13 protein-coding genes are annotated in these 18,587 nt (G+C 62.2%); 3 read left to right on the top strand and 10 right to left on the bottom strand.

Features of this window, described 5'->3' with window-relative positions; translation table 11 throughout:
- Window positions 1–166: 166 nt before the first annotated feature.
- Window positions 167–1,639 (bottom strand): Fic family protein, encoded by a 1,473-nt coding sequence (locus tag TU82_RS21900; protein WP_057725313.1) that lies wholly within the window; start codon window positions 1,637–1,639, stop codon window positions 167–169.
- A gap of 208 nt (window positions 1,640–1,847) precedes the next feature.
- Window positions 1,848–3,428 carry a glycosyltransferase family 39 protein gene (locus tag TU82_RS21895; protein ID WP_057725312.1) on the bottom strand — a complete coding sequence of 527 codons (1,581 nt, stop codon included), beginning with the start codon at window positions 3,426–3,428 and terminating at the stop codon, window positions 1,848–1,850.
- Window positions 3,429–3,619: 191 nt separating this feature from the next.
- On the opposite strand from TU82_RS21895, the gene TU82_RS21890 reads away from it, so the two are divergent.
- From TU82_RS21890 to TU82_RS21880, 3 genes are all read left to right on the top strand, one after another.
- Complete coding sequence (locus TU82_RS21890; protein WP_057725311.1) at window positions 3,620–5,782, top strand: PA5441 family protein; 2,163 nt, start codon at window positions 3,620–3,622, stop codon at window positions 5,780–5,782.
- Window positions 5,779–6,483, top strand: coding sequence for a DUF3142 domain-containing protein (locus TU82_RS21885; RefSeq protein ID WP_057725310.1), 705 nt, complete (start codon window positions 5,779–5,781; stop codon window positions 6,481–6,483). Before TU82_RS21890 ends, TU82_RS21885 begins: the two co-directional genes overlap by 4 nt.
- Before the next feature lie 240 nt (window positions 6,484–6,723).
- Window positions 6,724–7,125 (top strand): helix-turn-helix domain-containing protein, encoded by a 402-nt coding sequence (locus tag TU82_RS21880; protein WP_231982719.1) that lies wholly within the window; start codon window positions 6,724–6,726, stop codon window positions 7,123–7,125.
- 26 nt (window positions 7,126–7,151) lie between these two features.
- Here the strand turns inward: TU82_RS21880 and TU82_RS21875 are convergent, their stop codons facing one another.
- The 8 genes from TU82_RS21875 to TU82_RS21840 all read right to left on the bottom strand — a co-directional run bounded on the left by TU82_RS21875 (window position 7,152) and on the right by TU82_RS21840 (window position 18,403).
- On the bottom strand, window positions 7,152–8,594 hold the full coding sequence (locus TU82_RS21875) for an efflux transporter outer membrane subunit (RefSeq protein ID WP_057725309.1): 1,443 nt from the start codon (window positions 8,592–8,594) through the stop codon (window positions 7,152–7,154).
- Window positions 8,591–9,649: an HlyD family secretion protein gene (locus TU82_RS21870; RefSeq protein ID WP_057725308.1), complete on the bottom strand. Its 1,059-nt coding sequence runs from the start codon at window positions 9,647–9,649 to the stop codon at window positions 8,591–8,593. The genes TU82_RS21875 and TU82_RS21870 overlap by 4 nt, the downstream gene beginning before the upstream one ends.
- A gap of 15 nt (window positions 9,650–9,664) precedes the next feature.
- Window positions 9,665–11,200, bottom strand: coding sequence for an MFS transporter (locus TU82_RS21865; RefSeq protein WP_057725307.1), 1,536 nt, complete (start codon window positions 11,198–11,200; stop codon window positions 9,665–9,667).
- A 221-nt stretch (window positions 11,201–11,421) separates the two neighbouring features.
- Window positions 11,422–12,351 carry a LysR family transcriptional regulator gene (locus tag TU82_RS21860; protein ID WP_057725306.1) on the bottom strand — a complete coding sequence of 310 codons (930 nt, stop codon included), beginning with the start codon at window positions 12,349–12,351 and terminating at the stop codon, window positions 11,422–11,424.
- Window positions 12,352–12,411: 60 nt separating this feature from the next.
- A complete protein-coding gene (locus tag TU82_RS21855; protein WP_057725305.1) occupies window positions 12,412–13,278 on the bottom strand; it encodes a TauD/TfdA dioxygenase family protein in 867 nt (288 codons plus the stop codon).
- Between the two features lie 214 nt (window positions 13,279–13,492).
- Window positions 13,493–14,857, bottom strand: coding sequence for an HlyD family type I secretion periplasmic adaptor subunit (locus TU82_RS21850; protein WP_057725304.1), 1,365 nt, complete (start codon window positions 14,855–14,857; stop codon window positions 13,493–13,495).
- On the bottom strand, window positions 14,847–17,003 hold the full coding sequence (locus TU82_RS21845) for a type I secretion system permease/ATPase (RefSeq protein ID WP_057725303.1): 2,157 nt from the start codon (window positions 17,001–17,003) through the stop codon (window positions 14,847–14,849). The genes TU82_RS21850 and TU82_RS21845 overlap by 11 nt, the downstream gene beginning before the upstream one ends.
- Before the next feature lie 41 nt (window positions 17,004–17,044).
- Window positions 17,045–18,403, bottom strand: coding sequence for a TolC family outer membrane protein (locus TU82_RS21840; RefSeq protein ID WP_057725302.1), 1,359 nt, complete (start codon window positions 18,401–18,403; stop codon window positions 17,045–17,047).
- Between the last annotated feature and the right edge of the window lie 184 nt (window positions 18,404–18,587).

Here is an 18,587-nt window from a genome sequence, read left to right as displayed (position 1 = left end):
GAGGGACTGAGGCATTGGATAGCTTGCATACAGTTAGTTTGCTAACTATTAATATGATGGAGGGACGAGTCGTCGTCAAGTTTTGAAACAGTTTCTCGATGGATGGAGCGATTCAGCGGCACACCACGGCCTCCTCCCACATTTAGATCTGTGAGCAATCGCCCTTTTACTCGCCAATCAACCTCATGGTCTCCTCTTCAATAAACCCGAACACCTCTTCCGCCACGCTGTACTGAAACTGCTTACGCCGGTGCTTCGAGACCTTCCCCCCGTTATCCAGGCACATCATTACCAGCTTCGACAAATCACTCCCACGTACGTCGTAGCGTTGGTTCACCGCCTTGATCACACGGTCGTAGCGGTCGAGGAATTCGGTTTCTTCGCGCAGTTCCACTTCCAGGGCACGGCGGGCCATTTGCAGGGTGAATTCGACGCAGCGGGTCGCATCCCAGTAGCGGTAGATCGAGGGATGGCCGATGAAGTCAAAGGCCATATGCTCCGCATCCAGCCAGGTGACGTTCCAGAATTCACGGGTTGGCTGGGAAAAGGTTTTCAGCGCCTCCAGGTAGGCTTGCTCTTCGTGCTTCATGGCGACGGAGACCGGTAACAACAAGCCGTTTTCCAATGCACCGTAGTGGCAAAGCGTCTGGTGAATCAGGAAGCGAGACAGGCGCCCATTACCGTCCATGAACGGGTGCAGGAAGACGAAGCCGAAAGCGGTGACCGCCGCCGCAACCAAAGGATCGACGTCTCGCACGGGCTGGTTGGCGAAGGCCATCAGCTCCTCCATCAATTCCTGGCAAAGCGCGGGGGCGGGCGGTACGTAGCTCACACCGGCTGCGCCGCGCAGCCCGTTGTGCAGATGGTTCTGTTCGTGGCGAAACGCGACGGCTTTGTCGAAGGGGTTGGAGACGGTGCTGTTTTGCAGCTCGACCAAGTAGTCCTCGGTGAGCAAACGGCCTTCGTGGGCCTGGCGCAGGAGTTGAACGAAGCGACGGGATTTTTCTTCGCTGGGTTGTTCTTTTTCGATGGCAAATGAATCGCGGGTTTCGTGCAGGTACGCCCACTGGATGGCGCGGTCCATCATTTCGGGTGGGAGGGTGGCCATGAAGGATTTGGCGCGAGCCAATACATCAAGCGCCAACAACGCTTCCAGCTCAGGCGTTCGCTCTACGGTGGCGCAATAATGCAAAGAGCCCAAACCATTGAAATCCACTCGCCAACGACTGTTGCGAATACTGGGGCCAGTCACATAGCGCTGGGGATCGAACAAGGGAACGACGCGCCCACGAACAGGAAGGGCGTGATCAAGCATTTTCCCGGTAAAGCCTTCCCAAAGAAAACAGGCTTTTCGGATAAACGCACCGTTGGGCGAGTCGGCCAGCGCCTCTAGGAACGGCTCTGGGCCGAGCTGTTCGAACACTTGGGCAAGTATCGCCAGATTCACCCCTTCATGCTTAAGTGCAAACAGTACGTGCTCAAACAGCGCATGCTGGGCAGGCGCCACCGAATGGGGCACCGCCAGGCAGCCACCGATCAGAGAAATCCTGGTCACCGGCTTGATCATCGCAGCCCGCAGCGGTGCGATCACCTTTAGATCCAGCGCCTCACACAGATGAGCGTATCCGACTGTCGGCATGGCGAGCCCTTCCAGAAAAAATTCACTTGAGCGATTAAAGCCCAGTTTTTTTTACCGCTCACCATTTTTTTTTACATCCCTGCATTTCTTTGGATATTTTTTTACACCGCTCGCCCACCCTGCGACTTCAGATTCAACTCGCTGCCCAGGGCGACTCCATGGAATGTTCCTCACAAGCCTGTTCAAGAGCGAGCCCTTTCAGGAGCGTCTAGCGACAGCCTTCAGGCTGCGGCGCCGGTACGTTGCATAACACGAACAACCGCGCCCTCGCGCCACCGCCGTCCTGGCGACTGAGTTCGCGCCAGCCGTTGGGCAGTGGCGCGAATTCGTCCGGCGCTTCGTTGCTGCTGATCAACCATACCCGCCGCGTTTGGACAGGCAGTGCTGACAGGCGATCCAGATAGATGCGTCCGCCGTCCTGATCCACCAGCGTGCCGAAGCCGTAGGCATTCGGGCGGGTCGAGGTGCCGTCAGGTTTGGGCGGGGTGTAAAGCTGCAACTGCGCATCGGTCTGATCGTAATACACGTAGCTCAGATACCACATCATGTCGCTGAGGACGATGCGGTCGTCCTCCTGGTAATTGCGATTGACGAACTCCACCGGCACGTTGAATTGATCCTGCTCATCCACCTCGAAGTTGTTCTTCAGGCCCAGCAGTTCCATGCCAATAAACAGCACCAACAGCGCTGCGCCCAGCCATGACAGGCGTGACGGCAAGCGGTCGATGGCAAGCGCAAGGGTGATTGGCAGACCCAGGGCATACACCGTGAGGTAGCGCTCGATAAAGACCGGCGAGATAAACGACACGCCGTACACCAACAGCAACGGCAGCAGGAAAAACAATGCAGGCAAATGAGCCCCGGGGTTGCGCCATGCCGTCACCAGGACCACCGCGACCAACAACAGCGGAAAAATCCAGAACAGCGGCGCCCAGAAATCAACGCCTTCATCCTGCAACACGAACTGCCAGATCATCGAGGGCAGGGACAGCAGGTTGACCGGCTCTTCCCAACCAATGTCCCCGCCTACCTTGAGCTGTTCGACGTGCTGCACCAGGTCCAGAAGGTTCGGCAGCCAGGGCAGGTACAACACCACAATCGTGGCGTTGGCCGCCCACCATGCCGGGCGCGTGAGCAAACGCTGGCCGGGCGGCTGCAGCCCCAGGTATGCCCAGTGCACCAGCACGCACAGCGCGGTGAAGTAATGGGTATAGAAACCGGCACTCATCAGCAGCACGTAAGCGGCCAGGTAACGCGTGCGCTCGGGCTGCCTCATCCAGTACACCAGCGCCAGCGTCGCCCCCAACAGCCATACGCCGAGCAGCGAATACATGCGCACTTCCTGGCTGTAGCGCACCGCCGTCGGCAGCAGCGCCAGCAGGATACCCGCCAGCAGCGCGGCGCGACGGCTGGACAATTGACGCGTCAGCCAGACCCCCAGGCCCACCACGACGGCACCGGGGATGGCACTCATGCTTCTGATCGACCAGATGCTGTCGCCAAACACTTCGATCCAGCCGCGCAGCAGCAGAAAATACAGCGGCGGATGCACATCGTGGGCGGCGTGAAACCACAGGTCGGCCACCGCATATTCGCTGAGCAAGAGGCTCGAGCCCTCGTCACCCCAGATCGCCGCCGACGTCATGTGGTAGAACCGCAGGGCCATGGCCAGCGCCAGGATCGGCACCCACCAGAGACGGCTGAGCCATCCGGCACCGTCCCGGGTCAGGCGATTGAACGCAGGCAAGGCCCGGACTTTTTCATTTTGCTCTACCACAGACCGACGCATATCGACTCCGTTACGACTGCCCACTACGGGACAAATACTGCGCATATGCAAACACCGCCACTGTAGGGCAAAAGCCCTGGGGCCGTTGCTGGAATCGGACAAATCAACAATTTGCGTAGGCCTTCACCGAAGCACTCGTAGGATCAGGCTATGATTGCCCTCCTCCACGGACTCAGGATCAAGGAAACGTTATGCGCATCGGTTTGCTGTCACCTCTGGCTCTGGCCCTGCTGGCCGGTATTCCCCTGGCGGCCCAGGCCAGTTCCGACGACTCGTGCTACCCCGACTGGCGGGTGTCGCGTGACAGTCTTGAACCCTGCAGCAACCAGCCTTTTCTCAGCCCTGGCAACGATAGCCGGGTCAACCTGCGCCTGTTGCTGGCCGATAAAAAAGCCGCGCCGCTGACCCCTAATGCCTTGGGCGAAGACGACCTGGCCCAGGGCTTCGGCCCGGTGCCGTTTCCGGTATACCGCCTGGTGCCGATCCCGGCCGCGAGCGATGAACCCGATAACCAGGCGGACGACTCGCGCACCGCCGAACTCGACACCCTGCTTCAACCGCTGGGCATCAAGCGTGAGGAATACAAGACCGCCGGCGAAGCCTTCCTCAATGGTGAGGGCAGCCGCTGCCGCAGCAACGATGACGACAGCGCCACGGCGTTTATCAGCCAGGTGATCAAGGCCGATATGCCGCCGGCCGAGCGCGACGTGTTGGTCAAAGCACGTTTGCAGTTGCTGACAACCTGTGACTGGGACGGCCAGGTGGTGGACGCACCGTTGACGCCCTCGCCCAATGCCCAACTGTTTCGCACTTATTTGCAGGCCGCCGCTGATTTCTACAGTGGCCGCTTCGGTGATGCCGAGCGCGGTTTCGCCGCCGCACGGGCCAGCGATGTACCCTGGCTGAAGGAAACCGCGCTGTACATGAGCGCGCGTACCGCGCTGAACCAGGCCCAGGCCCAGGCGTTCGACGAATACGGCATGCCGCAGCGCGAGCAGGTGGACAAGCCCGCGTTGAACGCCGCCGAACAAGGCTTTCTCGGTTACCTGAAAACGTATCCACAAGGCGATTACGTGGCCTCCGCCCGTGGCCTGCTGCGCCGGGTGCATTGGCTGGCGAAGGACGATGCCAAGCTTGCCGAAGACTTCACCTGGCAGTTCACCGAGGCCACCGACGCACAGCGCAATGTCAGCGTGGACGAACTGGTGGAAGAGGCCGACCTCAAGCTGTTGATGGTCGGCAACCAGTCGGCGAACAGCCCGATGCTGCAGGTGGTCAGCGACCTGATGGCGATGCGTGCCCACACCCCGCCCCTGTTGAGCCGCGAAGACCTCGACAAGCAAAAGAGCACCTTCGCCAACGAGCCGGCGTTGTTCGACTACCTGCAAGCGGCGTATGCCCTGTACGTCGAGCATCAGCCCGATACGGCCCTCAAGCATCTGCCGGCGGACGTGCCGTCAAACCTGGACTATTTCGCCTTCAGCCAGCAGACCCTGCGCGCCCTGGCCCTGGAAGCCAAACAAGACTGGGCAGGTGCGCAAGCCCTGTGGCTGCAACTGTTGCCCCTGGCCAAGCAACCGCTGCAACGCGACCAACTGGAGCTGGCCCTGGCGATGAACTACGAGCGCAGCGGCCAGTTGGTCAAAGTGTTCGCAACCGACTCGCCGATCAGCGCCAAACAGGTGCGTTACATCCTGCTGCGCAACGTCGCCGGCCCCGAGCTGCTGCGCCAGCAGATCGCCAATGCCAGCGACCCGACCGAACGCCAGACCGCACAGTTCGTGCTGCTCTACAAAGACCTGCTGCACAGCCAGTTTGCGACCTTCGCCGACGACCTCAAGCAAGCCTCGTTCTCCGAAGACAAGCTCGGCACCAGCCTGGGCTACACCTACACCAGCGGCCAGACCTTGAAGCTGTTCCAGTGGAACGGCGACAAAGCAGAATCCGGCTACGCCTGCCCAAGCATCGCGCAAACCGCCGCGACCTTGCAGAACGACGCCAAAGACCCGCACGCACTGAATTGCTTCGGTGAATTCATCCTGCGCAACGGCCTGGACGGCATGCCCCTGGAACAACCCCGCGCCGCCGGCAGCCTGGGCAGCACCGCCTCGCAGTTCAAAGGTGAAACCTTCTCGCGTCTGGACGGCTACAAGCAGGTGATCGCCAACGCCAAGGCACCGAAAACCGACAAGGCCTACGCACTGTTTCGCGCCATCAATTGCTACGCGCCGGCCGGCTACAACAGTTGCGGGGGTGAAGACGTGGCGCCGACGGTGCGCAAGGGCTGGTTCCGCCAGCTCAAGAGCGGTTACGCCGACACCCAGTGGGGCAAATCGCTGCAGTACTACTGGTGAAAACCCTGTGGCTGGGCTTGCTGCTGCTGGCAAGCCCGGCCTTCGGCGGCGTCGACGCCCGCGACTATGACGCCTTCTGGCTGTGGAGCGGTGTCACGCCCCAGCCGGTGATCAAGCAGGCCAGAACCCTGTATATTCTGCAAGGCCAGATCAATTCCACCCGCCGCGCGCCCCAGCGCGGCGTGCAGCTGATCGCCCAGGGCATCAGCGTGCCACGCATTACCCAAGGCGAAGTCTGGGTGGTCTACCGCGCCCACACTCTGCGATGGCCGGAGCAGGTCTACACCCAACTGCTCGGTCAGGTGCAACGCTGGCGTGACGCGGGCAATCCGGTAATTGGCATCCAGATCGACTTCGACGCCCGCACCCAGTACCTGCACGAATACGCCGCCTTCCTGCGCGACCTGCGCCAGCGTCTGCCGGCCGACCTGCGGCTGAGCATCACCGGCCTGATGGACTGGAGCAGCAACGCCGACCCGGCCGCCATCGCCCAGCTCAAGGGCGTGGTGGATGAGGTGGTGGTGCAGACCTATCAAGGACGTCAAAGCATCCCGGATTACGCGGCATATTTGCCGCGGATGAATCGGCTCGGCGTGCCGTTCAAGATTGGTTTGATTCAGGGCGGGGAGTGGCAAGAGCCGGGGTATCTGCGGGGCAATGAGTGGTTTCGGGGGTATGTGGTGTTTTTGCAGAACCTTTGAATCTTCCAACCATGGAAAAAAAACGGGCATCGAGCCAAATGTCCTCTGTAGGAGCGAGCTTGCTCGCGAAAAACGTCAACGATAACGCGTGTTTCCTGATTGAACGCGGCGCCTGTGAGTTTTTCGCGAGCAAGCTCGCTCCTACAAAAAGCCATTAGGGCATTGAGTCGGTTTTTTGCAGGTGGCCTCAGATACTTGGATGATATAAGTTACCTTTACTGCTTTAACGGGTGATATATCATGCAAGAAACAGCGAAGCCCTATCCCCACAAAGGGTATATTTCAGAGAGAAGCGCTGAACTGATAAGAGGTATCGGGAACGGCATCGAAATAGCCCGCATTCGTCGTCGGTTGAAAATCTCCACCATCTGCAGCCGCGCGGGCATCACAAGGCAAACCTATCAACGGCTGAGACAGGGCGAGGCAGGCGTATCCCTCGGTGTGCTGATGAATGTGCTTAGCGCGATGGACCTGGAGGAAGGTATGGCGAGCATTGCATCGCCGGAACTTGACCAGGTTGGGATTACCATGAGCCTCGCCCGTGAGCCTGGGCGAATTCGCACTGAAGGAGAACCCGATGCCCACCTGGCGGCAACAGCGCGCACCCTTGACGGGTGCGCAACTGAAGACGACGTCACGTAAAAGGCACGCTCGGCTTCCCACAGTCATCAGTGAGCGGCTTGCAACGGATACACCGACTCCCACCCTCCTCCCAACGCCTTGTACAAGCCGACCATGGCCAACGACACGCCCGTGGAGCTTTCCACCCACTGCTCCTGGGTCGCCAGCAGCGCGCTTTGCACGGTGAGCACATTGACGAAATCCGCCACGCCTTCGACGTACTGGTGTTGCGCGGTGGTGAGTGCGATCTGGTTCTGGCGCACGGCTTCGGCCAGGCTGTCGCGGCGCAGTTGGCTGGCGTTGTAGCGGGTCAGTTGGTCGTCGATCTCGTGCCAGGCGCGCAGCACGGTTTGCTGGTAGGAAATCGCCGCTTCCTGTTGCTGGGCTTCACGCAAATCCACCCTGCCTTGCAGGCGCCCGCCGTTGAACAGCGGCAGGCTCAATTGCGGGCCGAAGGCGAAGGCGCGCGAGCCCCAGGAGCCGAAGTCCGAGAGCTGCATGGCTTGCGAGCCAAGGCTGCCGGACAGGGTGATGCGCGGGTAGAAATCACCCTTGGCCACGCCGATGCTAGCGGTGGCGGCGTGCAAACGAGCTTCGGCCTGGCGGATGTCCGGGCGGCGCTCGGCCAGTTCCGACGGCAGGCCGATGGCGACCTGGCGCCGGGTCTGCGGCACGGCGGCGTCCTTGGACAGCTGCGCGTGCAGGGCTTGCGGCGGCTCGCCCATCAGCAGGCTCAGGGCGTTGATCAACTGGTCCTGGCGCTGCTGCAAATCCGGCAGGCGCGCTTCGATGGCGGCGACCTGGGCGGCGGCTTCGGCCACGTCGAGGTCGGTCGCCACGCCGTCGGCCAGGCGCAGTTGCGAGAGCTTCAGGCTGTGGCGGGCGACATCGAGGTTTTGCTCGGTGACGGCGCGGGTGTTCTGTACGCCGCGCAGTTGGATGTAGTCCTGCGCGGTCTCGGCCAGCACCGACAGCAACACGGCGCGGCGGTCGTTTTCGGCGACCTCCAGGGTGGCGTCGGCGGCTTCGGTCTCACGCTTGACCCGACCCCAGAAATCCAGCTCCCAGGCAGCGGAAAAGCCCATGTCCCATTGGCTGAAGGCCGAGCGGCCGTTCTCGCCGGAAGGATCGTTCAAGCCTTTGCCACTGTTGCGCTTGCGCTGGTAACCGCCGCCCGCATCGACGTCGGGGTAACGCTCGGCGGTGGTCACCTGGCGCACGGCGCGGCTCTGTTGCAGACGGCTGCCGGCCAGTTTCAGGTCGAGGTTATCGCTGAGGGCGCGGCGTGTCAGCGCTGACAACTGTTCGTCGTGGAACACGTCCCACCAGCGCTCCTGCAACGGGTCGCTGCTGGCACGACTGGCTGCCTGACGCCCCTGGGGCTCACCCCATTGGGCGACTTGCGGGCCTTGGGGCCGTTGGAAATCCGGGCCGACGGTGCAGGCACTCAGGCTGATGAGGCTCAAGGTGAGCCAGGCGACGTGTTTCATTGCTGGGCCACCTCAGGGTGTGGCGCGACCGCCTGCGTGTCGACGCTGGCCTCCACCGACATACCGACGCGCAAGCGCTCGGTCAGCGGCTGATTGGGCTCCAGCACGATCTTCACCGGAATGCGCTGTACCACCTTGGTGAAGTTGCCGGTGGCGTTGTCCGGCTTGACCGAGGCGAACGTCACCCCCGTAGCCGGCGCCAGGCTTTCCAGATGACCGTTGAGCACCTCGCCGTCGAGGCTGTCGACGCGCACTTGCACGGCTTGGCCGGCATGCATATGGGACAGTTGCGTCTCCTGGAAATTGGCCACGACATAGGCCTCGGCCAGCGGCACCACCGCGAGGATCTTGCTGCCCGGTGTCACATAGGCGCCGACCCGTACCGCCCGCTCACCGACCATGCCGTCGACCGGCGCGACAATGCGCGTGTAGGACAGTTGATAACTGGCCATTTCCAGCGCGGCCTGGGCGCGCTTGAGCCCACCTTCGGCGGCGTCGCGCTGGGCCGTGAGGATTTCCACTTGCTTGCGTTCGGCGGCCAGCACTGCGGTGGACTTGGCCAGGCGCGCAGTGGCCTGGTCGATGCGGGTCTTGGCTTGCTGGGCGTTCTGCACGGTGCCTGCGCCGACGCCGGCGAGGTGGTTGTAGCGGTTCAGTTCGTGTTCGGCAAAGGCCACTTCGGCACGGTCCGCCGCGACTGTGGCCTGGGCCTGGGCGATCACCGAGCTTTGGCGTTCCAGGGTCGCGCTGGCGTTTTTCAGTTGCGCCTGGGCGACCAGGGTGTCGGCGTCGGCGGCCTGGGCGGCGGCGCGAAAGTCACGGTCGTCGATCAACGCCAACAGCTGGCCGGCCTTGACGCGCTGGTTGTCTTGCACCAGCACTTCCTTAATGAACCCGGCCACGCGGGGGGCGACCAGGGTGAAATCGGCGGCGACGAAGGCGTCGTTGGTGGCCTGGCGCCGGCTGCCCAGGATGCCCGGCGCAGCCAGGTACACCAGCACGCCGACGGCAAACACAGCGATAACGGAGACGGCAATTTTGTCTTTGCGTTTCATGGGAAATCCTTGGGGTCAGGTCGGTGCGCGAGGCGGAAAGATCCGCGTGGGCATCCAGAAAATCAGCAGGATCAACGCCACCGCGACACCGGCCATGACGACGTAAAGATCCGAAGAGGTCAGCACCACGGTCTGCTCGTGCAAGCGGTGGGCGAGGCCCGGCGCGTCAGCGTCGGCAAGGGGCGAGTTGCCCAGCCGGTCCACCAGCATGGTCGAGTGGAAATGCCCGCGCCGGGTGGTCAGCGTATCCAGCACGGCGGCGGCGATCACGGCGGACAGGCCCTTGATGGTGTTGAACCAGGCCGAGGCGAACGGCCCTTCGATGGGCTGGATACTGCCGGTGGACAGCATCAGCAGCGGCAACACGGCCATCGGCTGACCGAAAATCTGCAGCAGGTACCAGCCATAAAAATCATCGCGGATCCACGTCGAGGTCAGGTGCGAACTGCCGATACAGCACAGCACCAACATGCCCAGGCCTATCCCCAATACCCAACGGCAATCGACCCAGCGCAGGTTGCACAGCGCCGCCACCAGTGGCAGCGCGATCAACTGCGGCAGCGCCATCAGCAGCATCACCGGCGCGGTTTGCAGGGGGCGGTAACCCTGGACCTGAGCGAGAAAACTCGACGGGATGATGATGACCGAGGTCAACACCATCAACACGCCGGCCAGCACGATCAACGCGAACGACAGGTTGCGCAGGCCGAGCATCTGCAACTTGAAGAACGGCAGCGGATGCGACCATTCATTGAGCATGAACAGCACCATCAGCAGCGTGCCGCCACTGAGCAGGAAGGTGATCAGGCCCGACTCGAACCAGTCCAGGCGATTGCCTTGCAACAGGCCGATCACCAGCATGCAGATCGCCGGGAAGCCCAACAGCAGACCACGCCAGTTGAAGTGTTTGAAACGCTCCAGGCGCAGCGGGTCCTGCGGCAAGCCGTAGGCCACGGCGGCCATCGCCAACAGGCAGGGCCCGACGATCTGCCAGAACGCCCATTGCCAGCCGACATATTCGGTCCACAGCGCCGCCAGCGGCGTGCCCAGGCTTGGGCCGAAGGTGGCCGTCAGGGCATAACCGGCCAGGCCGTACAACTTGACGTTGGCCGGCAGGAACCGCAGCGCCACGGTCATCAGCATCGGCGGCAACGCGCCACCGGCCAGGCCTTGCACGGTGCGCAACAGCAGCAGGCTTTCGTAGTTCGGCGCAAACGGGCACAGGATGCCGAGCAGGGTAAACAAACCGATGGCACACAGGGTGAACCGCCGCAGCGAGAGCGTCACCGCACACCATGGTGCGAACGCCATCGCGGCCACGGAAGTGGCGGTGTAGGCCGCCACCAGCCAGGTGCCTTCGTCAAAGCCGATGTACAGCGCCCCACGGATGTCGGCGAGGGCGACCTTGGTGACCATCTCGTTGAGGCCGGACACCAGCACCGCCAGCAACACGCCGACCAGGCCGATGATGATGCGCGGGCCGAACACCGGTGGGCTGGGCGCAGTGGGTTTGGCTGCGGCCTCGAAGGCGGGGGCAGCGAGGGACGTCATGGTCAGGTAACTCGGAATAGGAATACCCGAGTAGTTTAATCAGGCAAATGCATGACAAAAAGTGACTTGTTGGCAGGTTATAAGTGCGTCATGCGCAATCCATGATCGGAGGGGGGCAAGCCCTAATGTAGGAGCGAGCTTGCTCGCGAAAAACCCACAGGCGCCGCGTTCATTCAGGAAGCACGCGTTATCGTTGACGTTTTTCGCGAGCAAGCTCGCTCCTACAGACTGGCTGAGGGCTGCGCTGCGAGCCAGGTGGCGTGGCAGCTCTCGCGCATGGTTTCGCGCAGCCATTTGTGCGCCGGGTCCTTGTCGAAGCGCGGGTGCCAGGATTGCGCCAATACCAGGGTCGGCAGCGAAATCGGCAAGGCGAACGAGCGCAGCGGCAGGTTCAAGCGCCTGACGCTCAGGAGCGCTTCCTTGGGCACCGGCAGCAGCAGGTCTGAGTCGGGCAGCATGAACATCGCACCGTGAAAGCCCGGAGCGATCATGGCTACGCGGCGCTCCAGGCCCTGGGCATTCAACGCGGTATCGATGGGCCCACGGGCGATGCCGCGCCGCGAGATGCTGATGTGGGAATAGCTGGCAAAGCGTGCGGTGGTGATTTCTTCGTCGAACAGCGGGTGGTCTTGCCGCGCCAGGCCGACGAACGTGGTCGAGAACAGGTTTTGCACCTTCGCTTCGGGGCTTGCCGGCATGGTGTTGCTCACCCGCAAGTCCAATCGCCCCTCGCGCAGCGCTTCGTCGTCGGTGTCGCCTTCGGGCACGAAGCGCAGTTCGCACAGCGGCGCCACGCGCTGCAGGGTGTCGAACAAGCGACCGCCATACACGCCGATGAAAAAGTCATTGGCGCGCACGCTGAAGCGGCGGCGCAGGGTGCTCAAGTCCACCTGATCGGCGGAGCGAAACAGCAACGCCGCCTGCTCCACCACGTTGCGCACCTGGCCTTGCAGCTCCAGCGCCTTGGGCGTCGGCACCAGGCCGCGACCGGCGCGTACCAGGATCGGATCGCCCACTGCTTCGCGGATACGCGTGAGGGTGCGGCTCATGGCCGCCGGGCTCAGGTTCATCCGCCGCGCCGCGCCCACCACGCTGCCTTCATCAAGCAAGGCGTCGAGGGCGACGAGCAGGTTCATGTCCGGTAGTTGCATGCCAAGCACTCGTGATCGATCGGGAGTGAACTGGGCGCAATCCTAGCAGGCTTTATCGGTTCAGAACGGCGCGTCGCCCTGGATGGTGGTACGGAGCAACTTACGGCGCAGGTGGCTCGGGCAACCGGCGGCCAGGTGGATCAGCGAGCGGTTGTCCCAGAACACCAGGTCGTGGGGCTGCCACTGATGGCGGTAAATGTTTTCCGGCAGCACGCTGTGGGCGTAGAGCTGGGCCAGCAGGTCGCGACTTTCGTCATCCGGCAGGCCGACGATGCGGGTGGTAAAGCCTTCGCTGACGAACAGCGCCTTGCGGCCGTTTTCAGGGTGGGTGCGCACGATGGGGTGCACCACTTCGGCCACCTGGGCGAGCTGTTCCGGGGTCAGGGTCGGGCGCCAGTTGCCTTCGAATTTGGTTTCGCTGTAACGCGCGGTGTAGGAATGCGCGGCGCGGCGCCCCTCGACGGCTTTGCGCAGATGCCCAGGCAGTTGCTCCCAGGCTTTGTGCATGTCGGCAAACAGGGTGTCGCCACCTTCGGACGGCAGTTCCTGGGCATGCAGCATCGAGCCCAGGCTGGGCAACTCCTTGTACGACAGGTCCGAGTGCCAGAACTTGCCTGCATCACCCAGGCCGATGGATTCGCCGTTTTCGATGATGTTGGAGACGATCAGGATTTCCGGGTGATTGGCCAGCAGGAACTGCTTGAGTACATGAATTTGCAGCACGCCGAAGCGGCGGCTGAAAGCGATCTGTTGTTCAGGGGTGATGCGCTGGTCGCGGAACACGATGACGTGGTGGTCCAGGTGCGCGCGGTGGATGCGGGCGAAGTCCTGGTCGTTGACGGGTTGGGACAGATCCAGGCCGATGATTTCGGCGCCGACACTGCCGGGGAAGGGGCGGATGTCGAAGGTTTGGGGGGTGGCGGGCATTGGGTTCACTTCCGGCGGACAGGGGAGTGAATTTATAGGCCTGGGAATGGAAGTTTAAATACTGTTAGGGCATATCCATATGCATTGGTGATGCTGATGGCCTCATCGGGGGCAAGCCCCCTCCCACACTTGATTTGTGAACACACTTAAAATGTGGGAGGGGCGGTGCGACGATTCGACTTGCCACCGATGAGGCCGGCACAGGCAATGAAGATTAACGCTCGTGCAACGCCTCCGCCCGCGCCTTGATGATCGGCTTGAGCAGGTAGCTGAGGATGCTTTTCTTGCCGGTGATGATGTCCACCGAGGCGACCATGCCGGGGATGATCAGCAGCGGTTTCTCATCGGTGCCCAGGTGGCTGCGGTCGGTGCGCAGGGTGATCATGTAATAGGTGGTTTTCTTGTCTTCATCGGTGATGGTGTCGGCGCCGATGCGTTCGAGCTTGGCCTTCAGGCCACCGTAGATGGTGTAGTCATAGGCGGTGAATTTGACCACCGCTTCTTGCCCAGGGTGCAGGAAGGCGATGTCCTGCGGGCGGATCTTGGCTTCCACCAGCAGGGTGTCGTCCAGCGGCACGATTTCCACCATGTCGCTGCCCGGCTGGATCACGCCGCCGACGGTGTTGACCAGCAACTGCTTGACGATGCCGCGCACCGGCGAGGTGACCAGGGTACGGCTGACGCGGTCTTCCAGGGCGCGGCCGGTGGATTCGGCCTTGTTCAGTTCGGTGCGCGCCTCGTTGAGCTGGGTCAGGGCTTCGCTGCGGAATTTGCCACGGGTCTCGTCGATCTTGCGCTGCACTTCCTTGATCGCCGATTCGGCGCGCGGGATCGCCAGGGTGGTGGCGTCCAGCTGGCCTCGGGTTTCCATTTCGGCGCGCTTGAGGCGCAGCACTTCCACCGGCGATACCGCGCCCTGGGCCACCAGCGGCTCGGACATGTTGATTTCCTGGCGTTGCAGGGACAACTGGCTGCGGTACTGGCTCTGCTTGGAGGTGAACTCACGCAACTCCTGTTGGCGCTGCACCAGTTGCTCCTGCAAACCGCCGACTTCGTCTTTCAACTGCTGGCGGCGGCTTTCATACAGTGAGCGCTCGTTGGCGGCCTGGCTGGGCGCGGCCTTGAGCACATCGTCGGGAATATTCAGCGGGCGGTCGTCCACCTGCGCACTCAGGCGCTCGACGCGCAGTTGCATGGCCAGGCGCAGCGCTTCGGTTTCCCCGGCGTTGGACACGAACCGCGTGTCGTCCAGGCGAATCAACGGCGCACCGGCGTCGACGATCTGGCCTTCCTTGACGTACAGCTCGGCGACGATACCGCCTTCCAGGTTCTGGATTTTCTGCAGCTTGGACGACGGAATCGCCTTGCCGTCGCCACGGGTCACTTCGTCGATTTCGGAGAAACCCGCCCACACCACCAGGAACACAAAGAAGGCGATGATGGCCCAGATGGTCAGGCGGATGACGCGCGGCGCATCTTCGATCAGCGCTTTGTTGACCTCGGGCAGCGGCTGGCCCTGCAGCGAGTCGGAACCTTTGAAGTAGCGCGCGACCGCGCTCTTGATGGCATTAAGCGACACTGATCTGCCCCTTCTTCAGCGCTTCCATGACCACGGCTTTCGGGCCGTCCGCTAGGATCTGCCCACGGTCGACCACCAACAGGCGGTCCACCAGGGAGAGCAGCGAGGCACGGTGCGTCACCAGTACCACGGTCTTGTTTTGCACCACGGCGTGCAGGCGTTGTTTCAAGCGTTCTTCACCGGTGTTGTCCATGGCGCTGGTGGGTTCGTCCAGCAGCAGGATGGGCGGGTTGAGCAGCAGCGCACGGGCCAGGGCGACGTTCTGGCGCTGGCCGCCGGACAGGTTCTGTCCACGCTCGCCAACCTGCAGCTCATAGCCTTGCGGGTGCAGGCGGGCGAATTCGTGCACGCCGGCCAGTTCGGCGGCTTGCAGGACCATCTCATCCTCGACGTAGCGCGCACCGCTGACCAGGTTGTCGCGCAGGGTGCCGGCCAGCAGTTGGATGTCCTGGGCGACATAGCCGATGTTGTGGCGCAGTTCGCTGACGTCGATCTGGCGTACATCCACGCCGTCCACCAGCAACGCGCCGGAGTCGGGTTGATAGAGGCCGACGATCAATTTGGCCAGGGAGCTTTTGCCCGAGCCGCTGCGGCCGATGATGCCGATTTTTTCCCCTGGCTTGATCACCAGGTTGATGTTTTTCAGCGCAGGATTCTGTTGGTTCGGATAGGTGAAATTCAGGTTCCGGCACTCGATGGCGCCTTGCAGGGTGCGACGGCTCATGGGGCGCTCTTCGAAATTGCGCTCCTGGGGCAGTTCCATCATCTGGTCCACCGAGGTCATGGTGACCTTGGCTTGCTGGTAGCGCGTGAGCAGGCCCGACAGCGAGGCCAGCGGGCTCAAGGCGCGGCCGCTGAGCATGTAGCAGGCAATCAGGCCGCCCATGCTGAGGTTGCCGTCGATGATCTGGTACACGCCGAACACGATCATGATCACGCCGGCCAGTTGCTGGATCAGCAGGGTCATGTTCATCGACAGGCCCGACAGCAACTTCACCCGCAGTTCGAGCCGGCTCAAGGTGCCGATGGTCTGTTCCCAGCCGTACTGGCGTTCGCTCTCGGCGTTGTTGACCTTGACCGCATCCAGCCCGGCGAGGGTTTCGATCAGGCTCGACTGGCGTTCGGCGGCCAGGGCCATGGTGCGTTCCATGGTCGCGACCAAAGGTTTTTGCAGGGCGTAGCCGATACCCAGGGCAATCGGGAACGCCAGCACCGGAATCCACACCAGGTGCCCGCCGAGCAGCGCAATCACCAGGAAAATCAGCAGCGTGAACGGCAGGTCGATCAGGCTGGTGAGGGTCAGCGACGCGAGGAAGTCGCGCAGGCTCTGGAACTCATGGATGTTCTGCGCAAAGCTGCCGACCCGTGCCGGGCGGTACTTCATCGACATGCCGACGATACGCTCGAACAAGGTGGCGGAGATGATCAGGTCGGTTTTTTTACCGGCCAGGTCCAGGCACAGACTGCGCAGGCTCTTGAGCACCAGGTCGAACAGATACGCGCCGCAGATGCCCACGGCCAGCACCCACAGCGTGGCGGTGGCCTGGTTCGGGACCACGCGGTCGTACACGTTCATCACGAACAGCGGCGCGGCCATGGCGATGATGTTGATCAGGAAGCTGGCGGCGATGGCGTCGGTATACAACCAGCGCGAACGCTTGAGCGTGTCACGAAACCACGACCGCGCCCGGGGAATCAGCGTGCCGTGATTGACGTCGAATTTGTGCTGCGGCTGGGCGAAGAAGACTTTGCCGGTGTAGTCGTCGGCCAGCAGCTCGCGCTTGATCAGCACCTCGCCGCCATCGCTTTCGCTGAGCAGCACCCGCGCCTGATCGTTGCCTTCCCAGCCGACCAGCACGGTACTGCGCCCGTCCTTGAGCAGCAGCAGCGCCGGTAAGGCGATGGCCGGGATCTGTTCGAGCTTGCGTTGCAGCAGCCGGCCCTGCAGCCCGGCACGCGCGGCGGCGCGCGCCAGCAACTCGGCACTCAGGCGCTGCGAAGGCAGCGGCAGGCCGGTGGTGAGCATGGCCGCACTGGCCGGTTTCTGATGCAGGGCGCAGAGTGCCAGCAACCCGTCGAGTAACGGGTCGTCGTGCAGCGTGCGTGGATCATGACTGAGATGAACTCGACTGACTTCGGATTCCACGCGGGGGCACTCTCGACTAACAGATGGGGCGATGGGGTGACTCAGTTCATTCCAGGCAGTTGGACTTTGGGCTTCACATCGTTTTGCACGATGGAGGCCATGGGAGCGACGACGCCTTGGCTTTTGAGCAATTCGCCCATGGTCGCCTTGATTCGGTACTGAGTAAATAACTGAATGTTCTTGATCTCTTCCAGGCGACGCGAAGCGGTGAACAATTCGTTCTCGCTGTCGAGCAAGTCCAGCAGGGTACGTTGGCCCAGGCTGAACTGTTGCTGGTAGGAGGTGCGCACGCGGGTGCTGTGGTCCACGTACTGCTGGGCCACCGGCAGTTGCGCGTTGGCGTTGTTCAAGGCGTTCCAGGCCAGGCCCAGTTCTTCATTGAGCTGGCGCAGGGCGTTGTTGCGAATGTCCAGGGCCTGGTTGGCCTGGTACGACTTCGACTGCAGGTCGGCCTTGTTGCTGCCACCGGCAAACAGGTTGAAGCGCATGCGCACCATGGCTTCCCAGCCGTTGCTGTGGTTGGCGTCACCGGAGACGTTGTTGTCGGCATTGGTGCCAAGCTCAGCGTCAAAGCGTGGATAAAAGCTGGATTTGGCGGCCGCGTATTGCTGCTCGGCGGCGGAGATGTCCGACTCGGCCGAGCGCAGCACCGGGCTGTTGTCGAGCATCTGGCGGCGCGCTTCATTAAGGTCGGCCGGGAGCATGGCCATGAACGGCGCCGGGCGCTCGAGCTGGTCGGGCATCTGGCCAACGGCGCTGAGGTAGTTGGTCTGTGCATCCGCCAGGTTGGTCTGCTCGGTGATCAGGTTGTTGCGGGCCTGGGCCAGACGCGCTTCGGCCTGGTCCTGATCGGCACCGTTACCGACGCCGCGCTGGGTGCGCAACTTGATCTGGTCGTAAATGCGTTCGTGGTTGCGCAGGTTGTCTTCGGCCAGGCGCACGAACTCACGACGGGTCAGCACTTCCAGGTAGACCTGGGCAACGGTCAACGCGGTGCGCTCGGACGTACCGAGCAGCGAATAGGCACGGGAGTTGACGTTGGCTTGTTGACGTCCGACTTCGCTGGAGGTGGCGAAACCGTCAAAGATCATTTGCTGCAGGCGCAGACTGGACTCGCCGCGATTGAGGGTTTCCCAGTGGTTGCCGCCCGTGCCATTGGCGGCGCGGGTGGAAGCATTGTCAGTGCCGGCACGGCCATAGCCGGCATTCAAATCGACACGCGGCAGATACCCACCCTGCGCCGCGCGCAATTGGTAATCGGCGGCGATGCGGCTGTTTACACCGGCCTGAATTTCAGGGTGCACATCCAATGCCTGCTGCATGGCTTGGGGCAGCGTCTGGGCTTGTACAAAGCTGGCGGCGAGAACGAACGGTATTGCCTTGAACAGGTGCAGACGCATTAAAAAATTCCCCAGGACTTTCTTGTCTCAAATCACAGCGATTGGCGCCGCCGCGTCGGATAATGGCTACCGTAATGACCGTACGTCGGAAAGTTCAAAAAGCGGAACTGCTTCACACATGTAGGACGGTTCGCCGCATAAATATCAATGTGACATTACGGGGGCGATTGTTTAGGATGGCGGC

This window comes from Pseudomonas orientalis (assembly GCF_001439815.1).
Lineage (GTDB): Bacteria > Pseudomonadota > Gammaproteobacteria > Pseudomonadales > Pseudomonadaceae > Aquipseudomonas > Aquipseudomonas orientalis.
The sequence above is the reverse complement of the archived record's forward strand: the minus strand, read 5'-3'. Positions and strand labels throughout refer to the sequence as shown.

Coding starts and splice junctions, on each gene's coding strand:
- TU82_RS21865 (WP_057725307.1), bottom strand. CDS start 11,200: ATGACGTCCCTCGCTGCCCCCGCCTTCGAGGCCGCAGCCAAACCCACT.
- TU82_RS21840 (WP_057725302.1), bottom strand. CDS start 18,403: ATGCGTCTGCACCTGTTCAAGGCAATACCGTTCGTTCTCGCCGCCAGC.
- TU82_RS21875 (WP_057725309.1), bottom strand. CDS start 8,594: ATGAAACACGTCGCCTGGCTCACCTTGAGCCTCATCAGCCTGAGTGCC.
- TU82_RS21870 (WP_057725308.1), bottom strand. CDS start 9,649: ATGAAACGCAAAGACAAAATTGCCGTCTCCGTTATCGCTGTGTTTGCC.
- TU82_RS21880 (WP_231982719.1), top strand. CDS start 6,724: ATGCAAGAAACAGCGAAGCCCTATCCCCACAAAGGGTATATTTCAGAG.
- TU82_RS21895 (WP_057725312.1), bottom strand. CDS start 3,428: ATGCGTCGGTCTGTGGTAGAGCAAAATGAAAAAGTCCGGGCCTTGCCT.
- TU82_RS21855 (WP_057725305.1), bottom strand. CDS start 13,278: ATGCCCGCCACCCCCCAAACCTTCGACATCCGCCCCTTCCCCGGCAGT.
- TU82_RS21900 (WP_057725313.1), bottom strand. CDS start 1,639: ATGCCGACAGTCGGATACGCTCATCTGTGTGAGGCGCTGGATCTAAAG.
- TU82_RS21890 (WP_057725311.1), top strand. CDS start 3,620: ATGCGCATCGGTTTGCTGTCACCTCTGGCTCTGGCCCTGCTGGCCGGT.
- TU82_RS21860 (WP_057725306.1), bottom strand. CDS start 12,351: ATGCAACTACCGGACATGAACCTGCTCGTCGCCCTCGACGCCTTGCTT.